Origin of the sequence: Syntrophobacter fumaroxidans MPOB, from assembly GCF_000014965.1 — a bacterium.
GTDB classification, from domain to species: Bacteria; Desulfobacterota; Syntrophobacteria; order Syntrophobacterales; family Syntrophobacteraceae; genus Syntrophobacter; species Syntrophobacter fumaroxidans.
The window spans coordinates 1,477,575-1,502,858 of record NC_008554.1 but is presented as its reverse complement, the minus strand read 5'-3'; the positions used below and the strand labels follow the sequence as shown (position 1 = coordinate 1,502,858).

Annotated in this window: 19 protein-coding genes and 1 tRNA gene; 18 read left to right on the top strand and 2 right to left on the bottom strand. The window is 60.0% G+C overall.

The window, feature by feature from the left end; translation table 11 throughout:
* Nucleotides 1-96: 96 nt before the first annotated feature.
* From hisA to SFUM_RS06255, 16 genes are all read left to right on the top strand, one after another.
* Complete coding sequence (gene hisA / locus SFUM_RS06335) at nucleotides 97-867, top strand: 1-(5-phosphoribosyl)-5-[(5-phosphoribosylamino)methylideneamino]imidazole-4-carboxamide isomerase (RefSeq protein WP_011698078.1); 771 nt, start codon at nucleotides 97-99, stop codon at nucleotides 865-867.
* Complete coding sequence (locus tag SFUM_RS06330; protein ID WP_011698077.1) at nucleotides 864-1,313, top strand: GatB/YqeY domain-containing protein; 450 nt, start codon at nucleotides 864-866, stop codon at nucleotides 1,311-1,313. Before hisA ends, SFUM_RS06330 begins: the two co-directional genes overlap by 4 nt.
* 235 nt (nucleotides 1,314-1,548) lie before the next feature.
* Entirely contained in the window at nucleotides 1,549-3,354 is a 1,806-nt protein-coding gene (gene dnaG, locus SFUM_RS06325; RefSeq protein ID WP_011698076.1) for a DNA primase, read from the top strand.
* A gap of 12 nt (nucleotides 3,355-3,366) precedes the next feature.
* Nucleotides 3,367-5,166 (top strand): RNA polymerase sigma factor RpoD, encoded by a 1,800-nt coding sequence (gene rpoD, locus SFUM_RS06320; RefSeq protein ID WP_011698075.1) that lies wholly within the window; start codon nucleotides 3,367-3,369, stop codon nucleotides 5,164-5,166.
* Between the two features lie 262 nt (nucleotides 5,167-5,428).
* Nucleotides 5,429-5,501: transfer RNA gene (locus tag SFUM_RS06315), tRNA-Ile, on the top strand.
* Nucleotides 5,502-5,702: 201 nt separating this feature from the next.
* On the top strand, nucleotides 5,703-6,542 hold the full coding sequence (locus tag SFUM_RS06310; protein WP_011698074.1) for a Nif3-like dinuclear metal center hexameric protein: 840 nt from the start codon (nucleotides 5,703-5,705) through the stop codon (nucleotides 6,540-6,542).
* 92 nt (nucleotides 6,543-6,634) lie between these two features.
* Nucleotides 6,635-7,381: a zinc ribbon domain-containing protein gene (locus tag SFUM_RS06305; protein ID WP_011698073.1), complete on the top strand. Its 747-nt coding sequence runs from the start codon at nucleotides 6,635-6,637 to the stop codon at nucleotides 7,379-7,381.
* Nucleotides 7,382-7,542: 161 nt separating this feature from the next.
* A complete protein-coding gene (locus SFUM_RS06300) occupies nucleotides 7,543-8,496 on the top strand; it encodes a ribose-phosphate diphosphokinase (RefSeq protein WP_011698072.1) in 954 nt (317 codons plus the stop codon).
* Nucleotides 8,497-8,604: 108 nt separating this feature from the next.
* The gene (locus tag SFUM_RS06295) at nucleotides 8,605-9,915 is read left to right on the top strand and encodes a uracil-xanthine permease family protein (RefSeq protein WP_011698071.1); all 1,311 of its coding nucleotides are present in this window, start codon (nucleotides 8,605-8,607) and stop codon (nucleotides 9,913-9,915) included.
* Nucleotides 9,912-10,376 (top strand): NUDIX domain-containing protein, encoded by a 465-nt coding sequence (locus SFUM_RS06290; protein ID WP_011698070.1) that lies wholly within the window; start codon nucleotides 9,912-9,914, stop codon nucleotides 10,374-10,376. The genes SFUM_RS06295 and SFUM_RS06290 overlap by 4 nt, the downstream gene beginning before the upstream one ends.
* Nucleotides 10,373-11,284 (top strand): formate dehydrogenase accessory sulfurtransferase FdhD, encoded by a 912-nt coding sequence (fdhD, locus tag SFUM_RS06285; protein ID WP_011698069.1) that lies wholly within the window; start codon nucleotides 10,373-10,375, stop codon nucleotides 11,282-11,284. The genes SFUM_RS06290 and fdhD overlap by 4 nt, the downstream gene beginning before the upstream one ends.
* Nucleotides 11,285-11,302: 18 nt before the next feature.
* Entirely contained in the window at nucleotides 11,303-12,448 is a 1,146-nt protein-coding gene (locus tag SFUM_RS06280; protein WP_011698068.1) for a cysteine desulfurase, read from the top strand.
* 112 nt (nucleotides 12,449-12,560) lie between these two features.
* Nucleotides 12,561-13,016, top strand: coding sequence for an N-acetyltransferase (locus SFUM_RS06275; RefSeq protein ID WP_041440039.1), 456 nt, complete (start codon nucleotides 12,561-12,563; stop codon nucleotides 13,014-13,016).
* A gap of 177 nt (nucleotides 13,017-13,193) precedes the next feature.
* Nucleotides 13,194-15,716, top strand: a complete 2,523-nt coding sequence (gene secA, locus SFUM_RS06270; RefSeq protein ID WP_011698066.1) for a preprotein translocase subunit SecA — start codon at nucleotides 13,194-13,196, stop codon at nucleotides 15,714-15,716.
* Entirely contained in the window at nucleotides 15,661-16,917 is a 1,257-nt protein-coding gene (gene argJ / locus SFUM_RS06265) for a bifunctional glutamate N-acetyltransferase/amino-acid acetyltransferase ArgJ (protein WP_083763963.1), read from the top strand. Before secA ends, argJ begins: the two co-directional genes overlap by 56 nt.
* Nucleotides 16,918-17,325: 408 nt before the next feature.
* On the top strand, nucleotides 17,326-19,113 hold the full coding sequence (locus SFUM_RS06255) for an ArnT family glycosyltransferase (protein ID WP_011698063.1): 1,788 nt from the start codon (nucleotides 17,326-17,328) through the stop codon (nucleotides 19,111-19,113).
* Nucleotides 19,114-19,509: 396 nt separating this feature from the next.
* Here the strand turns inward: SFUM_RS06255 and glgP are convergent, their stop codons facing one another.
* The gene (gene glgP, locus SFUM_RS06250; RefSeq protein ID WP_011698062.1) at nucleotides 19,510-21,126 is read right to left on the bottom strand and encodes an alpha-glucan family phosphorylase; all 1,617 of its coding nucleotides are present in this window, start codon (nucleotides 21,124-21,126) and stop codon (nucleotides 19,510-19,512) included.
* Between the two features lie 497 nt (nucleotides 21,127-21,623).
* Nucleotides 21,624-22,109: a hypothetical protein gene (locus SFUM_RS06245; RefSeq protein WP_011698061.1), complete on the bottom strand. Its 486-nt coding sequence runs from the start codon at nucleotides 22,107-22,109 to the stop codon at nucleotides 21,624-21,626.
* A 749-nt stretch (nucleotides 22,110-22,858) separates the two neighbouring features.
* On the opposite strand from SFUM_RS06245, the gene SFUM_RS06230 reads away from it, so the two are divergent.
* Entirely contained in the window at nucleotides 22,859-24,373 is a 1,515-nt protein-coding gene (locus SFUM_RS06230) for a PAS domain-containing protein (protein WP_011698059.1), read from the top strand.
* Nucleotides 24,374-24,859: 486 nt separating this feature from the next.
* Nucleotides 24,860-25,189, top strand: a complete 330-nt coding sequence (locus SFUM_RS06225; protein WP_011698057.1) for a substrate-binding domain-containing protein — start codon at nucleotides 24,860-24,862, stop codon at nucleotides 25,187-25,189.
* The last annotated feature ends 95 nt before the right edge of the window (nucleotides 25,190-25,284 follow it).

The window sequence follows — 25,284 nt, the reverse complement described above, 5'->3', positions numbered from 1 at the left end:
TTTCCGCCGCGGATGAAGCATGAATGCGCGGCAGGCCTCGATTGCTCCGGGAGAATCGTCGGGCGGCGGTGTGTTCGCCGGGGAGCGGATTAAAGCATGATCATATTTCCAGCGATAGATATCAAGGATGGCGTATGCGTTCGCCTCATGCAGGGGGACCCCGACCGGGTGACCGTGTACGGTAAGGACCCCGTGTCGGTCGCAAAACGATGGGAAGGGGAGGGGGCAGGCTGGCTGCACGTTGTCGACCTGGATGGCGCGTTTCTGCGGAGGCCCGCGAATCGTCAGGTTGTTGCTTCCATTGTCAAGGCCGTGAGCATTCCCGTGCAGGTCGGCGGGGGCATTCGCAATCTCGAGGCGATCCGGGATTACCTGGACTCGGGAGTGGAAAGAGCGATCATCGGCACCGCCGCCCTGCGGCAGCCCGAAATACTGGAACAGGCCTGCGGTTTGTATCGTTCTCGGATCGCTCTCGGTATCGACGCGCGCGACGGGCTGGTGGCCATCGAGGGGTGGAAGGAGACTTCCGGAACGGATGCCGTCGCTCTGGCGAAGCGTTTTGAAAAACTTGACTTGGCCGCGATCATTTATACCGATATTCATCGTGACGGCATGCAGTCCGGCGTGAACATCGAAGCGACGAAGCGGTTGCTGGAATCCTGTTCCATTCCGGTGATCGCATCGGGTGGGGTACACACCCTCCAGGACATAGAGGACCTCCTGCCCCTGGTTCCGCTCGGATTGCTCGGCGTCATAACGGGCAAGGCCATTTACAGCGGAACGCTGCGGTTTAAGGATGCTCTGGCCAGGGTGCGGGAAAAATGCGGGGGCGCAACGCCTTCTCCGAACCCGAGAAGAGGTGAATGATGGCACTCCTGCAGGATATCGAGCAGGCATTGAAAGACGGCATAAGGGAAAAGGACGAGAACAAGCGGAATGCTGTCCGGCTTCTGTTGACCGCCGTCAAGGTGAAGGAAAAGGAACTCCGGCGTCTTCCCAACGACATGGAAATACAGCAGCTGATTTCCACGCAGATCAAACAGCGCCGGGAGTCCGCGGAGCAGTATTCGAAGGCGAACCGGCCGGACCTGGCGGGGGTGGAGGAAGCGGAAATTGCGGTGCTTCAAGCCTTTCTCCCCGAGGCGCTGTCTCCGGAGTCCCTGGAACGGCTCATCGACGAAGTGGTCGCTGAAGTCGGTGCTCAATCCGCCAGGGATATGGGGAAGGTGATGAAGGCGCTCATGCCTCGTGTCGGGGGGCGCGCCGAGGGGAAAGCCGTCAACGAACTGGTGCGCCGCAAGCTTTCCGCGTGAGCCTCCGGCAGGAACGCCGATACGATATGCGGGCGGCCGTGGGTTGCTTTCCGGCTCAAGGGGGATATCGCCGGGGTCGGCGTCGGTCCGTCCGGGTCATGAAAAGAAATGCCTTGATTTGACGTTTTCCGCCGGATACAAATCAAAAGTTTCGCGCTCAGGGACGCGTTTACGTTGTCGTATCGTTATCAGGCATTACGGGGATTACGGGCTGTCACACGTGAATAGTTCCGGAATGGCCACTCTTGTGAAGCAGGCCGTTGACATTGTCGACGTGGTCGGACAGGTCGTCCAGCTGCGGCGCTCGGGCAACAGGCACCTGGGACTGTGCCCGTTTCATCAGGAGAAGACCCCATCGTTCCATGTCGATGCCGAAAACCAGCTTTACTACTGCTTCGGGTGCGGCAGCGGAGGGGACGTCCTCAACTTCGTGATGAAGCACAGGAACGTAGCGTTCGGGGAAGCCATCCGGTATCTGGCGGAAAGATATCACATCGCCCTCCCGGAACGCGACCATGTTGAAGGCGCCACGCCGGGCGCGATTGAGAGTGCCCGGAAGGAACGCGAAGAGCTCTACCGGATCCTCCGCTCGGCGGCGGATTTTTTTTATGACCAGCTGCATCACAGCCCGGAGGGAAGGATCGCGAGGGAATATATTGCGCGGCGCGGCCTGCCGGCGGAGGTCGTCGAAACGGAGCGGATGGGATTTGCTCCACAGAGCTGGGACAGCCTGTCCCGTCACCTGGCGAATCTCGGATATGATGTCGAACCGGGGATCGGGGCGGGGCTGCTGGCCCGGAGCACCGGTAAGGACAGAGTCTATGACCGGTTTCGCAACCGTCTCATATTTCCCATCCGGGACGAGGGAGGCCGGATCGTGGCTTTCGGCGGTCGAAGCCTCTCCGCGGACCTCAAGGACGAGCCGAAGTACCTCAACAGCCCCGAAACCGCCGTGTACCACAAGGGACGGTTGCTCTACCAACTGGCGAGAGCCCGCGAAGCATGCAGGCAGGTGCGGCAGACGGTCCTGGTGGAAGGCTACATGGACTTGCTGGCGTTCCACGCGCGAGGGTTCTTCCGCGTGGTCGCGACCCTGGGAACGGCCCTTACGCCTCACCAGGTTCGGATATTGTCCCGGATGTCCGACGAAGTCGTTATGGCCTATGACGGAGACGAGGCGGGAGACAAAGCGATGCTGAGAGGGCTGCCGCTTTTTCTGCAGGAGAACGTGGCGGTCAGTTGCGTGCGCTTTCCCGACGGTATGGACCCCGACGATTTCCTCAGGAGGGACGGGCTGGAAGGTTTCGAGAAACTGCTCCGAAGCAGGCAGGAACTGGGCGCTTACGCCGTCAAGAGAATCCTTGACGGCTGGGATGGAAGCGCAAGCGCGAGGCTGAAAATCGCTGCCGAATTGAGGCCGATTTTCGACGCCGTGCGCCAACCCCTGCTGAAGTCCGAGTATCTGAGGCTGGCGGCCGACCGGCTCTGCGTCTCCGAAGAAGTGTTGAATCAGCAGTTGCGCCACGACCGCCGCACGCCGGAAAGACCTTACTCCCGCTCCTACCGTACCCCCGTTCTTCCCGGAATCTCCGAAACGCAGACCCTCGAGGAAAAAATCCTTCGATTGCTCATCAGATACCCCGATCTCATCGAGCAAGCCGACAGCTCGGGCGCGCTGGAGTACTTCCAAGAACCGAAACTGCGTGCCCTGGCGATGGTGCTCGTTGGAACACCTCACGCTCCGGAGAGCGAATTCAATGCCTCCATCGTCTACGACGAGCTTGCCGATCCGGAATCCAAGGAGATGTTCACACGGTTCATGCTTGAATCCGCGGAACTTGCGGAACCGAGGGTGCAGCTTAACGACTGGTTGATCGCGCTGACGAGACGGGAGCTCAAACAGAGAAGCCTGGACCTGGACACCGCCCTTAAGGCGGCCGTCCGGGAAGGCGACTCGGATCGGGTCAGACACATCCTGGTGGAGATTCAGAACCTGAACTCCGCCAAGAAGAGGGATAAAGATTTACCGTACAACCTGTAGGAGAGAGAACCGATGACGGACAAGGAAACAAAGCAACGACGCGATCCCGCTTTGAGCAAGCCGGAGATGGACGATATCAAGCGTCTCATTACGGTGGGCAAGGAAAAGGGCTATCTCACGTACGATGAAGTCAATGAGGCCTTGCCCGAAGATCTGGTCTCTCCTGAGAAACTGGACGACATGATGATGATTTTTGATGAGATGGACATCGAGATAGTCGATTCGGAGCAGCAGGTCCAGGTGGTTCGGGAGACCTCGGGCGCGGATTCCGACTCCCTGCTGGAGGAAGAAGAAGATGAGCTGCAAATAGAGGCCGACGTCACGAGCCGTGTCACCGATCCGGTAAAAATGTATCTGCGTGAAATGGGACAGGTTTCGTTGCTCACACGCGAGGGAGAGGTTGAAATCGCGAAACGCATCGAAGCAGGAGAGCGGGAAATCTTCAACGCGATCATGGAATCTTCCATCGGCATCAAGGAAATCATGAACCTCAAGCACAAGCTCGAGGACGACAACGCCAGGGTCAGCGATGTTCTCCGGGAGGTGGACGACGAAATCACGGTGGAGGAGGAGACGGCCCAGAAAGAGCGGGTCGTCGGCATACTCCGTGAAGTCCAGAGTCTTGATGAGTCGAACAAGATATTGCAGACCAGACTTTTGAGCGACAGCCTCACAAGGGATGAGGAGTTCGTGCTGAAGAGCCAGGTGCAGCAGAACAAGGAGCAGATCGTGAGCCTCCTCAAGGGGCTTCAGCTCAGCAAGCGCCATATCGACAGCATCATCGACAAGTTGCACTTGTGCCTCGACGTCATCGAGCGGTCCGAAGACGAGTTGAGGAACTGTCTGCTGCTGTCCGGTAAGCCTTTGCAGGAATTGAAGCCGCTTTATGAGACGGCGATCGAGGACAGGGGGAAGGCTCGGGCCTGTGCCGATCAGGTCAACATGGAGGAGAAGGATTTCCTGGAATTGGCCAACAAGGCCATCGAGGCGAAGCAACGGATCGAAGAACTGGAAATCGAGGCGAAGATGGATTCCCGGTCTCTGCGCCTGATCCTCAGGCGGGTGGAGGATGGGCTGATCCGGGCCAAGCTGGCGAAAAGCGAGCTGATCGAGGCGAATCTGCGCCTGGTGGTGAGCATCGCCAAGAAGTACACGAACCGGGGACTCCAATTCCTTGATCTCATCCAGGAGGGCAACATCGGATTGATGAAGGCCGTGGACAAGTTCGAATACCAGCGTGGCTACAAATTCAGCACGTATGCCACGTGGTGGATACGCCAGGCGATCACCCGCGCCATTGCCGACCAGGCCCGGACCATCAGAATTCCCGTTCACATGATCGAAACCATCAACAAGCTGATTCGCACTTCTCGCTATCTCGTCCAGGAGTTGGGACGGGAGCCGACTCCCGAGGAGATCGCCGAAAAGATGGAATTTCCCGTCGAGAAAGTGCGCAAGGTATTGAAGATCGCCAAGGAACCCATCAGCCTGGAAACGCCGATCGGTGAGGAGGAGGACAGCCATCTGGGCGATTTCATCGAAGACAAGCGTGTGGCATCGCCCGTGGATGCGGTGATCAACCTCAACCTGAGCGAGCAGACGCGCAAAGCCCTTGCAACGCTGACGCCGCGCGAGGAGAAAGTGCTGCGGATGCGCTTCGGCATCGGCGAAAAGGCGGATCACACCCTCGAGGAAGTGGGGCAGGATTTTGCCGTGACGCGGGAGCGCATCCGGCAGATCGAAGCAAAGGCACTGCGGAAGCTCCGGCATCCGAGCCGCAGGAAGGAGTTGAAGAGCTTCATCGAAACATGAGGCGTCGCTTCACAAGCGTTGTGAACCGCCCGGAGCTTTCGATTCCGCTCGGGACGGTTGAACGGGCCCGCGCAGACCGCGACGGCTTGAGGAGTTCTCTCCCGGGTGATTCGGCGCCGGACCGGCGGGCGGAACGGATCGCGCCGTCGATGGAGCGGTTGCGCAAGCTCGATACAAGTCGGGCCGTCGCAGGGAGAATTGACTTGACAAAAAATGAGACAACTCCTTATATAAAATGTTGCCTATTTGATTGGAGGTCATGGGGCCCATAGCTCAGTTGGTAGAGCCACCGGCTCATAACCGGTCGGTCCCTGGTTCGAGGCCAGGTGGGCCCATTCGCAATGCCCATGGTGAACGTTCAAGCGGTGATTACAAAGACAGCACGGAAACGAATAATTTTGCCCGGAGCGGCCAGGAGGGAGATCCGCACAGTCACCTGGAGACGGCAGACCCGCGCCGGCCGCAACCCGCAGGAGCAAGTACCGAGGGGTGTTCTCTAACGAACACCCCTTGTTTTTTTGGGGGGAGCCCCTTAGATGCCGAAAGTAAAAGATGTCATGGACTGGGTGGATGCTTACGCCCCCTTTCGCTTCAGTGCCGGGTGGGATCGTTGCGGTCTTCAGGTCGGCGACCCGGAAGCGGAACTGAGCCGGCTGCTGGTGGCGCTGGACCCCGGTTCGACCACCCTTGGGGAAGCCTTGAGCCTGAAATGCCAGTGCGTGGTCACGCACCATCCTCTGATCTTCCAGCCCCTTGAGTCCGTACGAGCGGATGTCTTTCCCGGCAAGCTGATCATGACCGCGGTGAGGGAAGGAATCAGCCTGATTTGCGCCCATACCAATCTCGATGCCGCACGAGCAGGCACCAACGAACAGTTGGCGCGGGTCTTCGCGCTGCAGGGCGTGACCCCGCTCGAAATTGACGCAGCCTGGCAGGATGAGCCGCGGTATGCGGGAATGGGGTGTGTCGGAGAATTGCCTGCGGAGATGTCACTCGACGGCCTGGCTTCCTTTGCAGCCGCGGCGATGGGCGGTGGTGCCGTTCGGGTCGTGGGAGAACCGGGTCGCTCGGTGCGACGTGTCGCCGTTTGCACGGGGAGCGGGGGCGGGCTTCTCGACGCCGTGATTACCGGGAGAGCGGATGTGTACATTACCGGCGACGTGAAGTATCACGACGCCATGCGCGCCGAAGAGCACGGTCTTGCCGTGATCGATATCGGGCACTTCTCCTCGGAACGGGTCGTGCTTCAACCCCTGGCGGAGTATCTGCGGTCCCGTGCAGTGGGACAGGAGGCCGGGCTGGAGGTTTTTGTGGCGCGCAGGGAAAAGGATCCCCTGCGCATTGTGGGAAGTGCCGTTGAGCCGTTGTCGCCCTGAGCCGGCCAGGGCCGGTGTGCCGGTCCGGATCAAGGGCGTTTGGAATATCGCGTGGCTGAACCGACAAGAGTCTTAGACAGGAGGTTGATCCCTTGCTTAGCCAACTCAGATGCCTGATTCAATACCAGATACTGGAGAACAAGAAGAACCTGCTTGTCCGCGGGTGCGAGGAAACACCCCGGCGTGTTTCCGAAATCGAAAAGGAGTTCGAGCATTTTGAAGCCGAGTACCTGGCGAGGAAGGCCGAACACGAGCTCGCCTTGAAGAACCGCAAGTCGCTGGAACAGAATATCGCCGACCTGGAAAACAAGATCGCCAGGAGCAAGTCCCGGATGAGCGAGGTCAAGACAAACAAGGAATACCAGGCCATCCTCAAAGAGATCGAAGATATCAAGAAGGATATTGCGAGCAAGGAGGACAGCGCGCTCGAGCAGATGGAAAAGATCGAGGCGCTTGGCCGGCAGGTCAAAGACCTGGAGAAGGATCTGGCCGCCCAGAGGCAGAAGCTCGAGGAAAACAGGCAGAAGCTCGAAAGTGAAAGCGCACAGCTGAAGGAACGGCTGGATTACCTCGAGGGGCTGCAGCAGAAAGTACGCGAGAAGCTTGAACCGGAACTGGTGAAGCGCTCCGACTTCCTGTTCAAGAAGCAGGCGGGCATTGCGGTAGCCGCGGTGGAGAACGGGGTTTGCCAGGTATGCCATCTGAATATTCCCCCTCAGAAGTTCATCGAGCTTCAGCGGGACGATGCCATCCTGCAATGCCCTCATTGCCACCGGTTCCTGTATTGGCCCGGCCACGAAGGATACTGCGTCAGGGAAGAAGAGCTCGAAGACCTGTGATTGGAAGGCGGGACGCATCGATTGAGCGTGCTCGAAAAGCCGCGTGGTCGGCCTGCGTGCCCGCAAAGATGAAAAAGGGTTGCCATTCCTGCTTGCGTATAATAAGAAGAGGGCACTTCTTCGTTTGTGCCGGAGGCAAGGGAGACAAGGGATAGATTCAAATGGCGACGTACGGTTTGAAGATTTTTGCCGGGAACAGCAACAGGGAACTGGCTCACCAGATTTGCGACTCGCTGGAGATGCCCCTTGGCAGGGCCATGATCAGTACGTTCAGCGACGGGGAGATCCGGGTCGAGATAGGGGAAAACGTCAGGGGGGCCGATATTTTCGTAGTGCAGTCAGGGGCTCAGCCGGTCAATGACCACCTGATGGAACTCCTGGTGATGATCGACGCGTTCAAGCGGGCCTCGGCCAGGAGAATCACCGCGGTCATCCCCTATTACAGCTACGCGCGCCAGGACCGCAAGAACAAGCCCCGTGTGCCGATCACGGCGCGGCTGGTGGCCGACCTTATCGCTCGCGTCGGAGCGCAGCGAATCCTCACCATGGATCTTCACGCAGGTCAGATCCAGGGATTTTTCGACGTTCCCGTGGACAATCTGTACGCCTCACCCATACTGCTTCCCTATATTCGGGAACACTTCAACGGCGACATGGTGATCGTTTCCCCGGATGCCGGGGGCGTGCCGCGAGCCAGGGCGTACGCGAAGATCCTGAAAGCGGGACTCGCGATGATCGACAAACGCCGCTCCGATGTGAACAAGGCCGAAGCGCTCCATATCATCGGGGAAGTATCGGGCAAGGCGGCAGTCGTTCTCGATGACATGGTGGACACGGCGGGGACCCTGGTTGAGGCGACCAAGAGTCTCCTGGACAAAGGCGCGACCGAGGTCCATGCATGCGTGACACACGCAGTTTTGTCAGGACCGGCGATCGATCGGATCGAAAACAGCGCGCTGAAGAAACTCGTCGTGACGGATACGCTGCCCCTGAGACCCCAGGCCGCGCACTGCCGGAAGATCGAGGTCGTTCCCTCGTGCAGGCTGTTCTCTGCGGCCATCCGCAACATTCACAACGAAGACTCGATCAGCACCCTGTTTGAAATCCTGCACTGAGCGGCCTGCGGTCTGAAGGCGCGGTTCGTTTGGGCGGCCCCGGTCGGCCTCCCGCTCCCCCGGGAACTGCAATGATCCTGTTCACCGAAAGCCGGCAAAAAGCGCCCAATGGACAAGCCCGAATATATTTATGACATAGACGACAATCCTCCCCTCAGATATTCAGCTCTGTACGGCCTTCAGTGGGCCATCATCATGTTTTCCTTCCTGATCATTTCCGCCGCGCTGGGGAGCAAGGCCCTGCATCTCGATGCCGCCGGGGCCGTGCGGTTTTTCCAGCTTATCCTGCTGACCTCGGGGTTGTTCACCACGGTGCAGTGCCTGGTCGGCCATCGGTATCCGCTCATGGAAGGTCCTTCCACCGCCGTCCTGTTGACCTTCATCGTGCTGACCCCTTATGGGATACAGGAAATCCAGGGGGGTATGATGGTGGGAGGAGGGCTTCTCATGGCCGCCGTTCTCATGCGCCGAGTGAAGAACATCAACGCCTGGGCGACTCCCAACGTGGTCGGCGTCATTCTCATGCTGATCGCCTTCTCGCTCCTGCCGTTCCTCACGCGCATCATGAGCGGTCTGGAAAACGCGGGTTCGCGCAACGATATTCATGTCTTCCTGTTCAGCCTGGGGCTCGTCCTGGTCATGGCCACGCTTTCCCATTGGCTGCGCGGTTTTTGGAAAACCATCGCGCTCCTGCTGGGCATGGGGATCGGTTCCGTCTTCTATTTTCTGATGGAGGGGGTCGACTTCCGGCCGTTGATGGCTGCCCGCTGGCTCTCCCTGCCTCCCGATCCGATCCCCGCGGTTCCGGTTTTCCGCTGGCCGGCGATACTGGCGTTTGCGGCATCCTACCTGGCCGTCACGGTCAACAGCCTGGGAAGCCTGAATGGCATCGCCGCCGTTACGGATCCCGAGCGGTTGCCGACCGGCGTGTCCCGGGGGCTTTTTTTTAACGGCGCTGCCGGAGTCCTGTGCGGGCTGATGGGAGTCGTGGGGCTGGTCAGCTACAGCATCAGCCCGGGCGTGGTGGTGGCCAACCGGGTTGCCAGCCGTTACGTCACGGCCTTATGTGGATTGATGCTGGTGGTCGCGGCATTGGCTCCGAAGTTTGCCGCATTGCTGGCAATGGTTCCCTCGGCCGTGGTCGGAGCAGCGCTCGCGGTGGCGATGGGGGCGCAGATCGGGACCGGGCTGGACATCATTTCCGCCGGGGGGATGACGTCGCGGGATTATTTCGTGGTGGGTCTGCCGGTGATGCTGGGCACGGTGGTGAGCATCCTGCCCGACGCCCTGATCGCCTCGGTTCCCACGCAGATTCGGGCATTCTTCGGTAATGGCCTTATTTTCGGAATTTTTCTGGTATTATTATTGGAACACGTGTTGATGCGGGATCAGCAATTCAAAGGGGAGGCCCACGGATGACGAGCTCCGACACCGTTTATTGCCCCGCCTGCGGGACTGCCGTCAGGACCTATCGAAATCCGCTCCTGACGGTGGACGTCATCATAGACCTGGGGAGGCGCGGAATCGTTCTCATAGAGCGGAAAAACCCTCCGTTCGGGTGGGCGTTGCCGGGAGGATTCGTCGACTACGGTGAATCCCTGGAAACGGCTGTCCGGCGGGAAGCACTGGAGGAGACCGGATTGCGGTTGAAGCATTTGCGACAATTCCGAGCCTACTCGGAGCCCGCGCGGGATCCGCGCCATCACACGGTTTCAGTGGTGTTCACCGCCGCGGGCGTTGGGGAGCCGCGGGCGGCCGATGACGCGCGAAGTCTCGCCGTTTTTGCCGCCGGGAGCCTGCCTGCCGTTCTGGCCTTCGATCATGGCCGGATTCTGGGAGATTACTTCGCATCGATTGTTAAAACGGGGAGAGTCTGTTGATTCCGGGTTCGGGTTCGGACACGCAGGGCAAGGTTCAGGCAGGCGGAACGCAGTCCGGGGAAGGCGCCGCGCGGGAGGAAGTCGCTTCGGTTCCGGCCTGGGTCTTCGCCGGGGATGAGGGACCGGTCGAGCGGCGGCAGTGGGTAATCAAGGAACGCCCGGTCACCCTCTACCTGAACGGCGGGGAGATCGTCACGCTCCTCTGTGCGGGGCATCACCTCGATGAACTGGCGGCGGGGTTTTTCTACGCGGAAGGATTCATCGGGGTTCGGGAAGACATTCTCCGATTCGAAATCGACGAATCGGCCGGAAAGGTGGATGTGATCACCCGGGAGGTCTCGACCCCCGCAAATCGAATGTGGATGAAGAGAACCATTACTTCGGGGTGCGGCAAAGGATCGTTGTTCTATTTTTCGCTGGACGCCCTGCTCAGCAAACCGGTTGAAAGCAGGCTCCGGGTCTCGCCGCGGCAGGTGCAGGCGAGAATCGAAGATTTGAATCGCTTGAGCGATACGTATCGACGTACACATGGTGTCCACAACACCATTCTGGCCACTCCGGACGAAGTGGTTCTTTTCAGGGATGACATCGGCCGGCACAATGCCGTGGACATGATCATAGGCCACGCGGTCCTGCACGGTGTGCTCCTCGACGATAAAATGCTCGTCACGACCGGAAGGCTCACCTCGGAGATCCTGATCAAGATCGCCAAGGTGGGGATCCCCATCCTTGTGAGCCGCAACACCGCCACGACCCTCGCCGTGGAGCTCGCCGAGGCCCTGAATATCACGCTCATCGGCTATGCGCGGGCGGGCCGGTTTACACTTTACAGCGGCCGGGACAGGGTCGCTGAGAATCCACGGATGCAGCCGGGAAACCCCGGGGAATCGGGTCCCGTGGAATCATGAACCTCGCGCTTGAACGCTATGACTCTCTATCTCGATAACGCCGCAACGTCGTTTCCCAAGCCGCCGTCGGTGTATGAAGCCGTACGGCACGCCCTGACGGAAGTCGGAGCGAGTCCCGGCAGGGCCTCTCACCGGCATGCCAGGCTGGCCTCTTCGATGGTGGGGGCCGCACGCGAGAAGGTGGCCTCTTTCCTGGGCATCGGAGATGCCGACCGGGTGATTTTCACGAAGAACGCCACCGAGAGCATCAATATCGTCTTGAAGGGGTGGTTGAAAAGGGGGGATCGCGTGCTGATCTCGGCCATGGAACACAATTCCGTGGTCCGTCCGCTGAAACGACTGAGTGAAATCGGCGTGAGCACCGAAATCGTTCCCTGCAGCGGCAGCGGAGCCATCGACGTGGATGAGCTGCGGCGGAGGCTGGAGTCGCGTCCCCGGCTGATGGCGATGACCCACGCTTCCAACGTGAACGGCGCGCTCCTTCCGGCGGAAGCAGTGGCGCAAATGTGCAGCGAATTCGGCGTCCCGCTTTTGCTCGATGCGGCCCAAACGGCGGGCGTTCAGGCCATAAGGGCCGATAAATGGCGCCTGGCGATGCTGGCGTGTTCCGCCCATAAGGGGCTGCTTGGTCCTCCCGGGGTCGGCGTGCTTTTCATCCGTTCGGGGCTGGACGTGGAGCCCTTGTTGGAGGGCGGAACGGGGAGCCGGTCGGAGGACGCGATACAGCCCGAAATCTGCCCGGACCGCTACGAGAGCGGCACTCCAAACCTGCCCGGGATCGCGGGACTTGCCGCGGGCATCGATTACATCCTGAGCAGCGGTCTTGAAACCATTCGCGATCACGAACTGGGGCTGGCGGTTCGCCTTGAAGAGCAATTGCGGGCTATTCCCGGAATTACTGTCATCAGTCCCGAAGTGCGGGGAACGGCGACGGTCTCGTTCACGATGGCGGGGATCAATCCGGCCGATGCGGGACACCTGCTCGACGAAGGATACGATATTGCGGTGCGGACGGGATTGCACTGCGCTCCCCTCGCTCACCGGACATTCGGGACGTTTCCGGAGGGCACCGTTCGCGTTTCGCCGGGGTATGCGACGACCGCGGCGGATATGGAGCGGCTTGCCGAGGCGATACGGGACCTGGCGTTGCTTCGCCGCCGATGAGCGGGAGTCGGGTCCGGTCGCCCGATGCCACGGTCTGTGTTTCTCCATCGTGACCATGAATACGCAGGCTCGCACCGCGTGTGAAATGTGCAGCGAAAGGATTGTTCCTGAAATGATACGCAAGGCAAGAATTGTCGATGTGCCCAACATCCAGAAGACACTGGGGGTCTTCGCACAGAACGGGAAGCTCCTGGCCCGTTCGCTGAGCGAGTTGTACACGAATCTGCGCGACATGTTCGTCGCCGTGGACGAGGAAACCGGGGAGGTGGTGGGGAGCTGCAGTCTGCACATCATCTGGGAAAACCTGGCGGAGATCAGGTCGCTCGCCGTGTTGAATTCTCACCAGGGGCGCGGGATCGGTCGGGGGCTCGTGCAGGCGTGTATCGACGAAGCCGTTGAGCTGGGGCTGAAGCAGCTTTTCACCTTGACCTATGAAGTGGAGTTCTTCCAATGCCTGGGTTTCCAGGTGGTGGACAAGAACATTTTCCCCCAGAAGATATGGGCGGATTGCCTTCATTGCCCGAAGTTTCCGAATTGCGATGAGGTCGCACTGGTCCTGGACCTGTGACGGCCGCGCCGGGGGCGCGCAAGTCGTCCGTTTTCCGATGGATTTGCAAAGTCGGGGAACGTGGGTTATATAAGCGGTTGTCATCCGGGTGGATGGACATGGGCACGCGCGGCGTGCCTTTGTTTTGAATGGCGATGGGTATGAAACGATTGTGTTCCGGGAGGAAAGTGCGGCGAAATGCTAACGGACATCCTCAAGAAGATATTTGGCAGCCAGAATGAGAGAATCCTCAAGCGGATTGCTCCTCTGGTGGATGAGATCAATTCGTACGAGCCCGTTATGCGCAAGTTGAGTGACGCGGCGCTCAAGGCGAAAACTCCGGAATTCAAACAGCGCATCGCAAACGGCGAACCTCTGGACGATCTCCTGCCCGAGGCGTTTGCGGTGGCCCGCGAGGGCGCGGTGCGGACCCTCGGGATGCGTCCGTTCGACGTGCAGATGATCGGGGGCATCGTGCTGCACGAGGGCATGATTGCGGAAATGAAGACGGGCGAAGGCAAGACGCTGGTCGCGGTCATGCCCATCTATTTGAACGCGCTGACCGGGCGGGGAGTGCACCTGGTTACGGTCAACGATTACCTGGCGCGGCGTGACAGCGAATGGATGGGCCAGGTTTACAAGTTCCTGGGGCTTTCGGTGGGGTGCATCGTTCACGGACTGGACGATCCCGAGCGCAAGGAAGCTTACGGCGCCGATGTGACTTACGGGACCAACAACGAGTACGGATTCGACTACCTGCGGGACAATATGAAATTCCGCATCGAGGATATGGTTCAGCGGGAGCTGAACTATGCCATTGTGGACGAGGTCGACAGTATTCTCATCGACGAGGCCCGGACCCCGCTCATCATCTCCGGTCCGGCGGAGAAGTCCACGGCGCTCTACTACAATATCAACAGGATCATCCCCCAGCTCAAACCCGAAACTCATTACACCAAGGAAGAGAAAAGCCGCACCGTGGCTCTGACTGAGGACGGGGTGACCAGAACGGAGAAGCTGCTCGGCGTCGACAACCTCTACGATCCGAGACAGATCGACATCCTGCATCACGTTCAACAGGCTCTGCGCGCCCATGTGCTGTTCAAACGGGACGTCGACTACATCGTGAAGGACGGCAAAGTGATCATCGTCGATGAATTCACCGGCCGGCTCATGCCCGGTCGCCGTTACAGCGAGGGGCTGCACCAGGCGCTGGAAGCCAAGGAAAACGTGCACATCGAAAACGAGAACCAGACCCTGGCCTCCATCACCTTCCAGAACTACTTCCGAATGTTCGACAAGCTGGCGGGCATGACCGGCACGGCGGAAACCGAAGCCGCCGAGTTCGCCAAGATATACAAGCTCGAGGTTGTCGTCATCCCGACGCACCGGAAGATGATCCGGGAAGACTATGCCGACTGCATCTACAGGACCGAGGCCGAGAAATTCCGAGCCGTGGCCGAGGAAATCAAGGAAGCATACGCCGTCAAGCGCCCGGTCCTGGTCGGCACGGTCAACATCGCGAAGTCCGAGAAACTGAGCGGCATACTGAAGCGGCAGGGCGTTCCCCACCAGGTGCTCAATGCCAAGCACCACGAGAAGGAAGCGGAGATCGTGGCTCTGGCCGGGCAGCCGGGGGCGGTCACCATCTCCACGAACATGGCCGGTCGAGGAACCGATATCGTGCTGGGGCCCGGCGTCGTGGATGTGGGAGGGCTCCACATCATCGGAACCGAGCGCCATGAAGCCCGCCGCATCGACAACCAACTCAGAGGCCGGTCGGGCAGGCAGGGGGATCCCGGGTCGTCACGGTTCTACCTGTCCCTGGAAGACGATCTGATGCGGATCTTTGCGGCGGACCGGCTGTCGGGCCTCATGCAGAGAATCGGAATGAAGGAAGACGAGCCCATCGAACATCGCCTCATCACCAAGGCCATCGAAAACGCCCAGAGCAAGGTGGAAGCTCAGAACTTCAGTATCCGCAAACAGTTGCTCGAATACGACGATGTCATGAACCAGCAGCGCGAGGTGATCTACCGCCAGCGCCGCGAGGCCTTGCAGGGCGAAAACCTCAAGCCGGTTGTCCTCGATATGATCGAAGACCTGCTGGAGGGGATCCTGGCGGAAACCGCGGACGAGAAGCACTATGCGGAGGACTGGGACCTGGAAAAAATCAATTCCGAGGTCTTGCGCCTGTTCGGGCTCCAGATGAACCTGACGGTCGAATCCCTGGGCGACATCGAATACGAGGAGTTTCGGGATTCGCTGCTGGAAAGGCTCACGAAACGCTACGAAGCCCGCGAGCAGGAATTCGGCGAGTCCATGATGCGGGAGCTCGAAAGCTACCTCCTGCTCCAGACGGTGGATACTTACTGGAAAGACCACCTGCTCAACATGGATCATCTCAAGGAGGGCATCGGTCTGCGCGGTTACGGGCAGCAGGATCCGCTCATCGCCTACAAACGGGAAGGACACGCCCTGTTTGACGAGATGATCGAGCGGATCAAGGAGGAGACGATACGGCTGCTTTTCCACATCCAGATCCAACGCGAGGAACAGCTGGATGAGCTCCGGAAGGAGCAGGAAGACCAGCCGATGTTTTTCGGACCGGCCGAGGGGGCCGGGCAGAAGCCCCAGACCAGGAAAGATCGAAAGGTGGGACGAAATGACCCCTGTCCATGCGGAAGCGGAAAGAAGTACAAAAAGTGTTGCGGTAAGTAGTCGGCCGTTCGTCGTGCAGGGCTTCAAAACAGCGGCGGCCGCGTGCGGGATGCGCTACCGGGGCCGTCCCGATCTGGCTTTGATCATGGTGGATTCCGAGGCGGGGGGAACAGCCGCCGGCGTCTTCACCACCAACCGGTTCACCGCCGCTCCGGTGGAGCTGTGCAAGAACCACCTGGAATCCCCCTCCATTCGGGCCATCCTCATCAACGCCGGGATTGCCAACGCCTGCACGGGAGAAGAAGGGTACCGAAGAGCCCTGGAGATGGCGCGCGCGGCCGGTGAAGCCATGAAAGCCCCCGCAGGTTCGGTGCTCGTCGCATCGACCGGCGTGATCGGAATGCAGGTGGATCCGGAGCCCGTGCGCCGGGAAATGCGCGGGCTGGTGGAATCCGCGCGCCCGGACAGGTGGGATGAGGTGGCCCGGGCCATCATGACCACCGACACGGTGCCCAAGATGTCGAGCGCCACGGTGGAAATCGGCGGACGGCGGGTCACCGTCGGCGGCGTGGCCAAGGGTTCCGGAATGATCGCCCCGAACATGGCCACCCTGTTGGCATTCGTATGCACCGATGCCGCGGTGGAACGACGGGTCCTGGACCACTGGCTGCGGTCCGGGGCGGAACGGTCTTTCAACTGCATCACCGTCGACGGGGACACCAGCACGAACGATTCGCTGATCGCCCTGGCGAGCGGAGCGGCGGGAAACCCCGTGCTGGCCGACGTTGCCGGCCCCGAGAGTGTCCTTTTCGGGCAGGCGCTGGAAGCAGTGCTCGTCGATCTGGCCAAAAAGGTCGTGATCGACGGGGAGGGCGCCACAAAGTTCATCGAAATCGAGATCGTGGGTGCCCCGGACGAACGAAGCGCCAAAACGGTGGCTTTGACCGTCGCCAATTCGCCACTGGTGAAGACCGCCTTTTTCGGTGAGGATGCCAACTGGGGCAGAATCGTCTGCGCCGCCGGAAGAGCCGGTGTCGATTTGAACCCGGATCGGGTGGCGCTGTACTTTGACGGGCTGTGCGTGTTTCGAGAGGGGACCCCGGTGCCCGGCGCGGAGGTGGAGGAACGCGCGGCGTCGGCTTTCCGCCGGAAGGACATCAAGGTTCGCCTGGATCTCGGCATGGGGACCGCATCCTTTGTCGCCTACACCTGCGATTTCTCCTACGATTATGTAAAGATCAACGCCTCCTACAGGTCGTGAGGCTTCGCGGTCGTGGTTCGCACGGCTCCCGGCATACTCCAGGCAGGCCCCGTTTCGTACCGTTTGCGACGCGTTGCGGCTTTCCGGAACCCGATGATGTTCCATGGAGGACTCCGGGCTTTCGGCGACAACGATCCGACCGCGGGGCACATCGGTTTCTGCGGGGAAACATCCCGCCGTCTGCTTTGCGAATGCGCCTGCCGTGGAGCCCGGGCGCCGTTTCATCCGTGGTCCCGGTCGCGTCGGGGTTCCCCGCGCATTCGGTTCCGCCGGGGGGCATCGATCGAGTCGGTTTCGGGCGTGCGTTGACGTGAAGTGAAAGAATCCCACGGTGACGGTCTCGACCGCAAGTACCGGGATACTCTGGCGGCGGGGCCGCGACGACTTTCCCGCTCTCCATGATTTGAAATGGTGCGGATGAAGAACGAGGACGAGCTCGAAAGACAGCCGGTTCCAACTCCGGCGGCCGGGGCGGGCAAAGACCATGGCGTCCGGCTGGCCATGGCGGTGCTGATCCTGGTCGTGATTGCGGTCGTGATGGTTCGCCTCAAGGCCGCTCCCGTGCCTCTGGAACGCGATGAGGGCGAGTATGCCCTCATGGGCCAGTTGATTCTCGAGGGCGTGGCACCCTACCGGGAGGCGGGAAATATGAAACTTCCCGGCACCTACTATGCTTATGCCGCAATCCTGGCCCTTTTCGGGCAAACCATCACCGGCATTCATGTCGGGCTCATGGTGGTGAATCTGCTCACGGCCGGCATACTCTTCCTGATTGCATCGCGCCTGCTCGGTCGTGTCGAGGCGGCCCTGGCCGTAGCGGCCTTTCTCATCATGTCGGTTGACCTCTCGGTGCTCGGTCTTTTTGCGCATGCGACCCATTTCGTGATCATGTTCGGCCTGGCCGGAGTCTGGCTGCTCCAGGAAAGCTCCGGGTCGAAAAGAGAGGTGTTGCTGCTTTGGGGCGCGGGTCTTTGCCTTGGTCTGGCGGTACTCATGAAACAGTCCGGGGCGCTTTTCGCGCTGTTCGGCTGTCTATGGGTCCTGTTTGACGGACGCCGGACCGGATCGTGGAAACGCTCCCTCGTCAGGTCCGGGGTCCTTGCGTGCGGAATCGTCCTGCCCTATGCGGCTTTCCTGGTTGTGACGGTCGTCCGCGGCACATTCGACAGATTCTGGTTCTGGACCGTCGACTACGCGCAATCCTACGTATCTCTCGTGGGCTACGGGTTGGGTCTTGAGCTCTTCCGGGTGGGAATCGTTCCCATCATCCGAAGCAACCCCGCGATATGGTCGATGGCTCCGGTGGGCATGATCGGTCTCTGTGTGGCGAAGGGCAGTCGCAGAACGGGACTCTTTCTGATAACGTTTTTCCTGTTCTCGTTCCTGGCCGTGTGCCCGGGCCTGTACTTTCGGCAGCACTATTTCGTGCAAATCCTGCCGGCAGTGGCGCTGGGCGCCGGCGCCGCATTGCGGATCCCGCGGGGACTTTTCGCAAGAGTTACAAGGCGGCCGCTGACCGCGGAGGCCGTCGTCTTCCTGGCGATCGCCGCGTTTTCGCTGACGGGAATCCTATCCATGTGGCACGGCCTGTCCACATTGACGCCGGAGCAGTTCAGCCGTTCGGTCTATGGTTCCAACCCGTTCCCCGAATCCGTCGCCGTCGCCGAATACATCGCAAAGAACACCGGCGCCGAGGAGCGCATCGCCGTCCTGGGGTCAGAGCCCCAAATCTATTTCTACGCCCATCGGAGGCCGGCGACCGAGCACATTTACATGTACGGGCTGATGGAACCTCAGCCCTTCGCGCTGCGCATGCAGGAAGCCCTGGTCGCACAGGTGGAGAAGAGCGAGCCGCAATTCATCGTGCTGGTGTTGGTTTCCACCTCCTGGCTCCAGCGCGGCGTCTCGGAGAAGAAGGTGTTCGGCTGGATGAGGGGCTACCTCAACACATACTACCAAGCCGTCATGACGGCCGAAATCCAGTCGGACCGCACCGTATGGTCGGTCGATGAGGACGTTCGGACCTCCCAAGGGAGGCGCGGATCGAGTCGGTTGATCGTCTACAGAAGGAAACCTGCCGACTCTTCTCACAACAGAGAGGGAGGCTCCGGCCTGGTGCGGCGTCCTGCGGGATGGGGAAGCGATTCATACCGGGGTGCGTTCAAGAGTACGCAACACCTGCCCGGCGGGAGGTAACGCGGGCGGGGATAAGACCCGCCCCTGCGGACCGCGATGGGCGGCAGGGCAGGGTGGAATCTACCATCCGGAGGACTAACCCCACCCCTTGCATGCGGACCGATGGGCCGGTCAGGCGGTGCAAGGGGAGGGCTTATTGCCCTTTCCGCCCGCTGCACCCATCTTGAACGCAACCCGGCATCCCGGGGCGGACGGTGTCCCTTGGTGCACGACGCCTTTCCGGCAGCCTTGATGCATTGCATGTCGTGTTTCGCGGAGGCATCGAGACGCCGCGGGCATCAACCCCTCGTTTCGCATCGGGGGCGAGGCGAGGGCCGGGTGGTCTTGGTGGAAGCCGGTTCCCGCCCCCGTTTCCCATCGCAGGGGAGGCCCGCGTGATGCACCTGGAGCGAACCCTCAAAGATAATATTTTTGCACGTACTCCCGCACCATGCGGTGCGTATTGAACACGGGCGTGATGTCGGTGATGGAGCGTTTCATGATGGACAGCCACTGCCTGGGGTTGGCGTAGTAAGTGGTGACCATGTCGTCCAGGTCCTGGTAGAAATCCGCGGATGCCTGTTCGTCCGTCTGATCTTCGTCGTCTCCGATAGCCCAGCCGTTGACCCGGTTGTTGCACGCCTCCCGCCACCATCCGTCCAGGACGCTCATATTCACGCCGGCGTTGAAACAGACCTTCATGCCGCTGGTACCGCTGGCCTCCCGGGGGCGCCTGGGTGTGTTGAGCCACACGTCCGTTCCCTGGGTCATGAGTCCCGCCGACCAGATGTTGTAGTTGGGCACGAAGACCAGTCGGAGCTTCTTTTCATACTGTTTGCCGGTGTTCACGATTTCCTTGATCAGCTCCTTGCCGGGGGCGTCCTGTGGGTGCGATTTGCCGGCGAAGATGAACTGGACGCGGTCGAACGAGAGATTGAAAAGGAATTCGAGGTCGCTGAAAATCAGGGTGGCGCGCTTGTAGGCCGCAGCCCTCCGGGCAAAGCAGATGGTGAGGATCTCGTCGGTGAAGCCGGCGCCGGAAACGGAATTGACATAGCTGATCAGTCGTTTCTTGGCCTTGATTTTCGCCGTCTTGACGGCTTCATCGGGAATGGTCAGGGCCTCAGCGAGCCTCTCCGGCTGCTGACGCCAGCCGGGAAGATGCTCGTCATAGAGGGCCTTGAAGTCCGGCCCGGTCCAACTCAGATGATGGACCCCGTTGGTGACATGCCCGATGGGAAATCCGGGGAACATCTGGCGGGATATTTCCCCGTGGAGCTCGCTCACGCCGTTGCTCGCCCTGGACAGGTTGAGGGCGAGCACGGTGGTGTTGAGCAGGTCGGCGCCCGCCAGTCTCTTGATGTTGGAAGGCAGATAGGTGCCGATCACCCGCGTCGCCAGTTCGTAGGTGAACTTGTCGTGGCCCGCCGGCACGGGGGTGTGAGTGGTGAAAACGCATTGCTGCCGGACCTTGCTCTCGTCTCCTCCGCAATCCTGCAAAAGGGCCAGGGTGAGGAAAACGGCGTGTCCTTCGTTCATGTGGTAGGTGGTGATCCCGGGCTCGAGACGCTTGACGGCGAGGTATCCGCCGATTCCGAGGACCGCTTCCTGGCAAATCCGGGTGTGTGTATCGCCGCCGTAGAGATACTGGGTGATGAGACGGTCTTCGGGGGCGTTGATCTCCAGGTCCGTGTCCAGAAAATAGATCGGCACGCGTCCTGAAATGCCCACGGTATTGTATTTCCAGACCCCGATATGCACGTCCCGCCCCTCGATCTTGATGGTGACCTTGAAAGGCAGGGGCTCCATGAAGGCGCGAGGATCGAAATACGGGTAGATCTCCTCCTGGCGCCCCATGGGATCGATGCTTTGGATGAAGTATCCCCGCTTGTAGAGCAGGGTCACGGCCACCAGGGGAATGTTGAGATCGGCGGCTGATTTGATGTGATCGCCCGCAAGGATTCCGAGACCGCCGCTGTAGGTGGGAATGTTCTCGTTCAGGCCGATTTCCATGCTGAAGTAACCAACTTTCATTCGCATTTCCTCTTTCGATTCTGCCTGGATCGATGCCGCCTGCGTGGAAAACCCGCCGGTACCGCATTCGGTGCCGCCGCCGTCGGAAGCCGAAACACGACTCCGCGCCGCCGCGGAACGAACCGCACCGAGAGAGCGCCGCGCTCCCTCGATGTTTCCGTTATGGCAATGATTCCGTATTGAACAAGCGACTGAATTTTTCTTTATACCATATTTTGTCCGGGGAGCAACAACCGTGATTGTCCGCGTGGAAAGCGGTTGGAATGTGCGAACCGGCTCCCCGATCGACCGCCGCGCGGCGGCCTTGGGGTCACGATGGATGTGCTTTCAGAGCGGTCGGAGACCCCCGGGCATACGGCATGCAGCTCAAATCGATGATGCCGGAAAGCAGCGGCCGACACCGGAGGATCAGCCAGCAGGCGGGAGAGCTCGGGTCCGTACTCCATCCGGCCCATGGACGGGGTCCGAGGATTCGAGCGCGCGGGGACGGGGGCGCGTCATCCGAAACATCCGGACAGGACGCCGAGCACCTCTTCTTCAACCGTGTCCTCGGTGATCTCATCCAGGGTGTACACGTTACGCTGGCCGGAGCAGCCTTCACGACCCGGCGTCGCGATGCTCACGTGGGTCCAGACTTCCTGCCTGCCGCCGTCCGCGATGAACGAAATGGTGGGACGCTCTCCCGGCCGGGCACGAACGCCGTCCGGGAGGATTTCCATCTGGATGCGCGCGCTCAGGATGCAGCCCTGTTCGTCCTGCGATTCATGTCGCTCGGTGATTTCGCAACCGTGGCCCTTGGACCTGATCAAATCGGCCAGTTCCTTGTAAGCGGGTCGGATGGTTTCCTTGATTTTTCTGTCGAACCGCTCCAGGAATTCCTGGCGCCCGGTCCCTGCCTGCTGCCGTTCTTTTCGGTCTTGGAGCTTCCTTTTCTCGTATTCGTCGAACAGCTCCTGAAGCCGGCGCTTCGTGCTGGCTTTCATGTCCTCAATCCTCCCTTGAAGTCGGCGCACACCCATATCTACACCAAACCGAACGAGTCACCAACCGGAAACTCTCCACGCTCAAGGCCAGACCGGGAGCATAAGCAATGTGAAGCATCCACGACGAACGGGACCATCGTGGTCGGGGTTCTGCCGGGAACACAAGAGCCGCGGGCTGTGCTGCCGCCTCACCCACACAACCGGTCGTCAAAACGGCCGCAAGAGAATGCGCCCCCCTCCTGAGAGCCGCTTTGGGGGCGATAGCGCGGGTACGTCTTTGCCGGACGAGCAACTTTCGTCCGGTTCGACGCGGCGGCGGGGGGGGTTCCGAGTCGAAGCGGCGCGGCGGTCGTGCTCGGAGCATATCCGCGGGTGATGAGAAGCGAAGCGACGAACGCCTGATTATCATAGTACAATGTTGGAGGGAACCGTCATGCGGCGAGTCGTGCCGGAGAGAAGAGAAAAGACTTTCACCCCCGTTTCTTGTGCCGGACCGGAAGACCGTTTGCCTGGTGGAGAAGAAGGAGGAGGGGATGGCGATCCCTTCCCTGATGGAATATAATGACAGGCATCCCGGGATGAGGGATCGAGAAATGGGCCGCAGCCCTTCGGACTGTTTCGAGTCGGGGCCCGACCCGTTCGAAGCGCGTCGGGGCCGCACCGCCGGCTTCACCGGCGTGTTTGCGCGCTCACAGTCCTGTTAAAGCAACCGTTGGGACCGCTGTTTCCAGCATTGTTAGGGGATACCCATGACACATCAGAAAACTTACGACGATGCGGAGAAGATCATGATCTGCCAGGGTGACATCGATTACCAGGGCATCGTGAAGCACATCAACGACGGCGTCGTCATCATCAGGGAAGGGATTGTCGTATTTGCCAATACGGCGTTTTACGAGATGGCGCAGCGCGGCCCGGAGGAGGTCATTTCGGTGGATTTCGCCCGGTTCATCGCGCCGGGCAACCGGGAGGAAGTGACGAGCTACCTTACCGAGCGGCTTTTCAGCGCGGGTCTTTCCGACCGGATCGAATTCGTCATGCCGAGAACGGATGGTGAGGCAATCATCGAAATGAAGGTGAACGTGGTGGAGTGCGGGGGGAGCCCCGCGATACTCGGAGCCCTGACCGATATTACCGAGCGCCGCAAGACCCGCCTCGAACTGCAGCGAATCAAGGCGCGGTTCGAGAGCATTATCCATTCCATGAATGAAGTCGTGGTTTCCCTGTCACCGACCGACTACTCGATTCTTGCGATCAATCCCGCCGCCGAGGCGCTCTACGGGGTCCCGCTCAGGGATTTTGCAAGCGGCGAGAACCAGCTCATGAGCTTCGTGCACCCGGACGACCGGCAGAAAGTGCATCAATTTTACCGGAACATGCCCGAGGCGGAATTCGACGAGCTCCAGTACAGGGTGATCAGCAGCAACCGGAGGGTGAAATGGGTTCGGGATGAAGGACACGTCGTTTATTCGGACAAGGGGACCATCCGCAGAATCGATCACGTGATCAGGGATATCACCGAGGAGAAGAGGGCGAGCGACGCGCTCAAGCTGAGCGAGGCGAGATACCGGGATTTCTTCGAATCGACCAGCGATATGGCCTATGCCGTGACTCCGCAGGGAGACTTCATCGACATCAACGAAGCGGGTCTGAAGCTTCTGGGCTTTGAGAGCCTCGACGAGGCGATCGAGAGCAACGTCTCCGATTCCTACGTGGATCTTTCGCAGAGAACCGGACTACTGGAGGAGCTCTACGAGAAAGGCTATGTCGAGGGAAAGCACATCAAGCTCAAGAACAAGGCCGGCGAGGTCTTCGAAGTTGCGGTCACGGCACGGGCCAAGACCGACGAATCAGGGAGGCTCCTCTACTACGACGGCATCGTGCACAACATCACCAGGGCCCTGGAAGACCAGAGAAACCGGGTCTTGCGCAACGCGGCGGGAGGCCTGTGCCATTATCTCAACACACACCTGATGCAGCTCAGCAATTCCAAGGACGCCATCGGCGAGGAGATCGAATCCCTGGGAACGCTCATCGAGGAACATGCCCGCGGGGAGAACCCGAGGGAAACGGCGGAACGGATGAAGGAAATCGTGGAGAGCATGCAGTTTTTCCATGCGGGTGTTTCGGAGGCCTACAAGAAGATTTCCGAGGTGACCATGGCGTTCAACAAGGCGTTCCTCTATCGCGAAGAGTCCTACCTGACGAGCACGATCCTCGACATCTTCAAAGCCTACGGGTACGAAGGAGACGACTTGAAATAGCCCCGAAGGCGGGGGTCGGAACGTCGGCTCCGCGCGCCGCTCCCTGCTCTTCCAGGACCCGCGGAAAGCGGGAGTGAGGATCGAGACGAGTTCCACGGTTCAGTCCATCGACGGCGATCGGCTGCATTTCCTTCGGACAACCGAAGACCCTCCGACGGCCGACACACTTTCGGGAATCGACACGTTCGTCCATGCGCCGGGTGCGCGATCCTTCGCTGACCGAAAGATCCTTGTCTTTCGCCGCCGGTGTGGGGAACTCTTTCTGAGCAAGTCCAAGGCGTTGTCAAGACATCACGCAAATGAGCCGGGAAAGGCGTTTCTTTCCTTCCCGGCGAGCTTTTGTCGGCACATCCGTGTTCGTTATGTGCCGTCGCGCGTGCAAAATGAAAATACATCGTATCTTCCAATAGTTATTAATCTTCGTCTTATTTAATAATAAATGCGGGAGAACTCTTTGCCGATAATCAAGGAAGAGTCGCTCTGATCATGAAGGCGCTGTCGAATGCCTTTTTCGGCAGAATGAAGACCGGCGCAAGGAATTGCGCGTCGCTTCGCGGGATTGCGCCGGAGGTGTTTGGAATCGAAAGGGAAAGCGATGTGGAGCACCAGATTGCCATTGTGGACAATCTGATCGCTCGAGGCTTCCGTGCCATCGCCATCGCCCCGGCGGATTCCAGGAAGTTGTTTCCCGTCTGCAAGAAAGCTCTGGACAAAGGCGTCATCGTGATCAACATCGACAATCCCTTCCGCAAGGCGACTTTGGCGGAGCACGGCATATCGATTCCTTTCGTGGGATCGGACAACGTCAGGGGCTGAGCGGCAGGGCAAGCTGACTGTAGGAATCGTTCAGCAGCCGGAAGAAACGGGACGGATTGCCGTGAAGAGCGCGGTTGAAGTTCGGCGGGGCGACC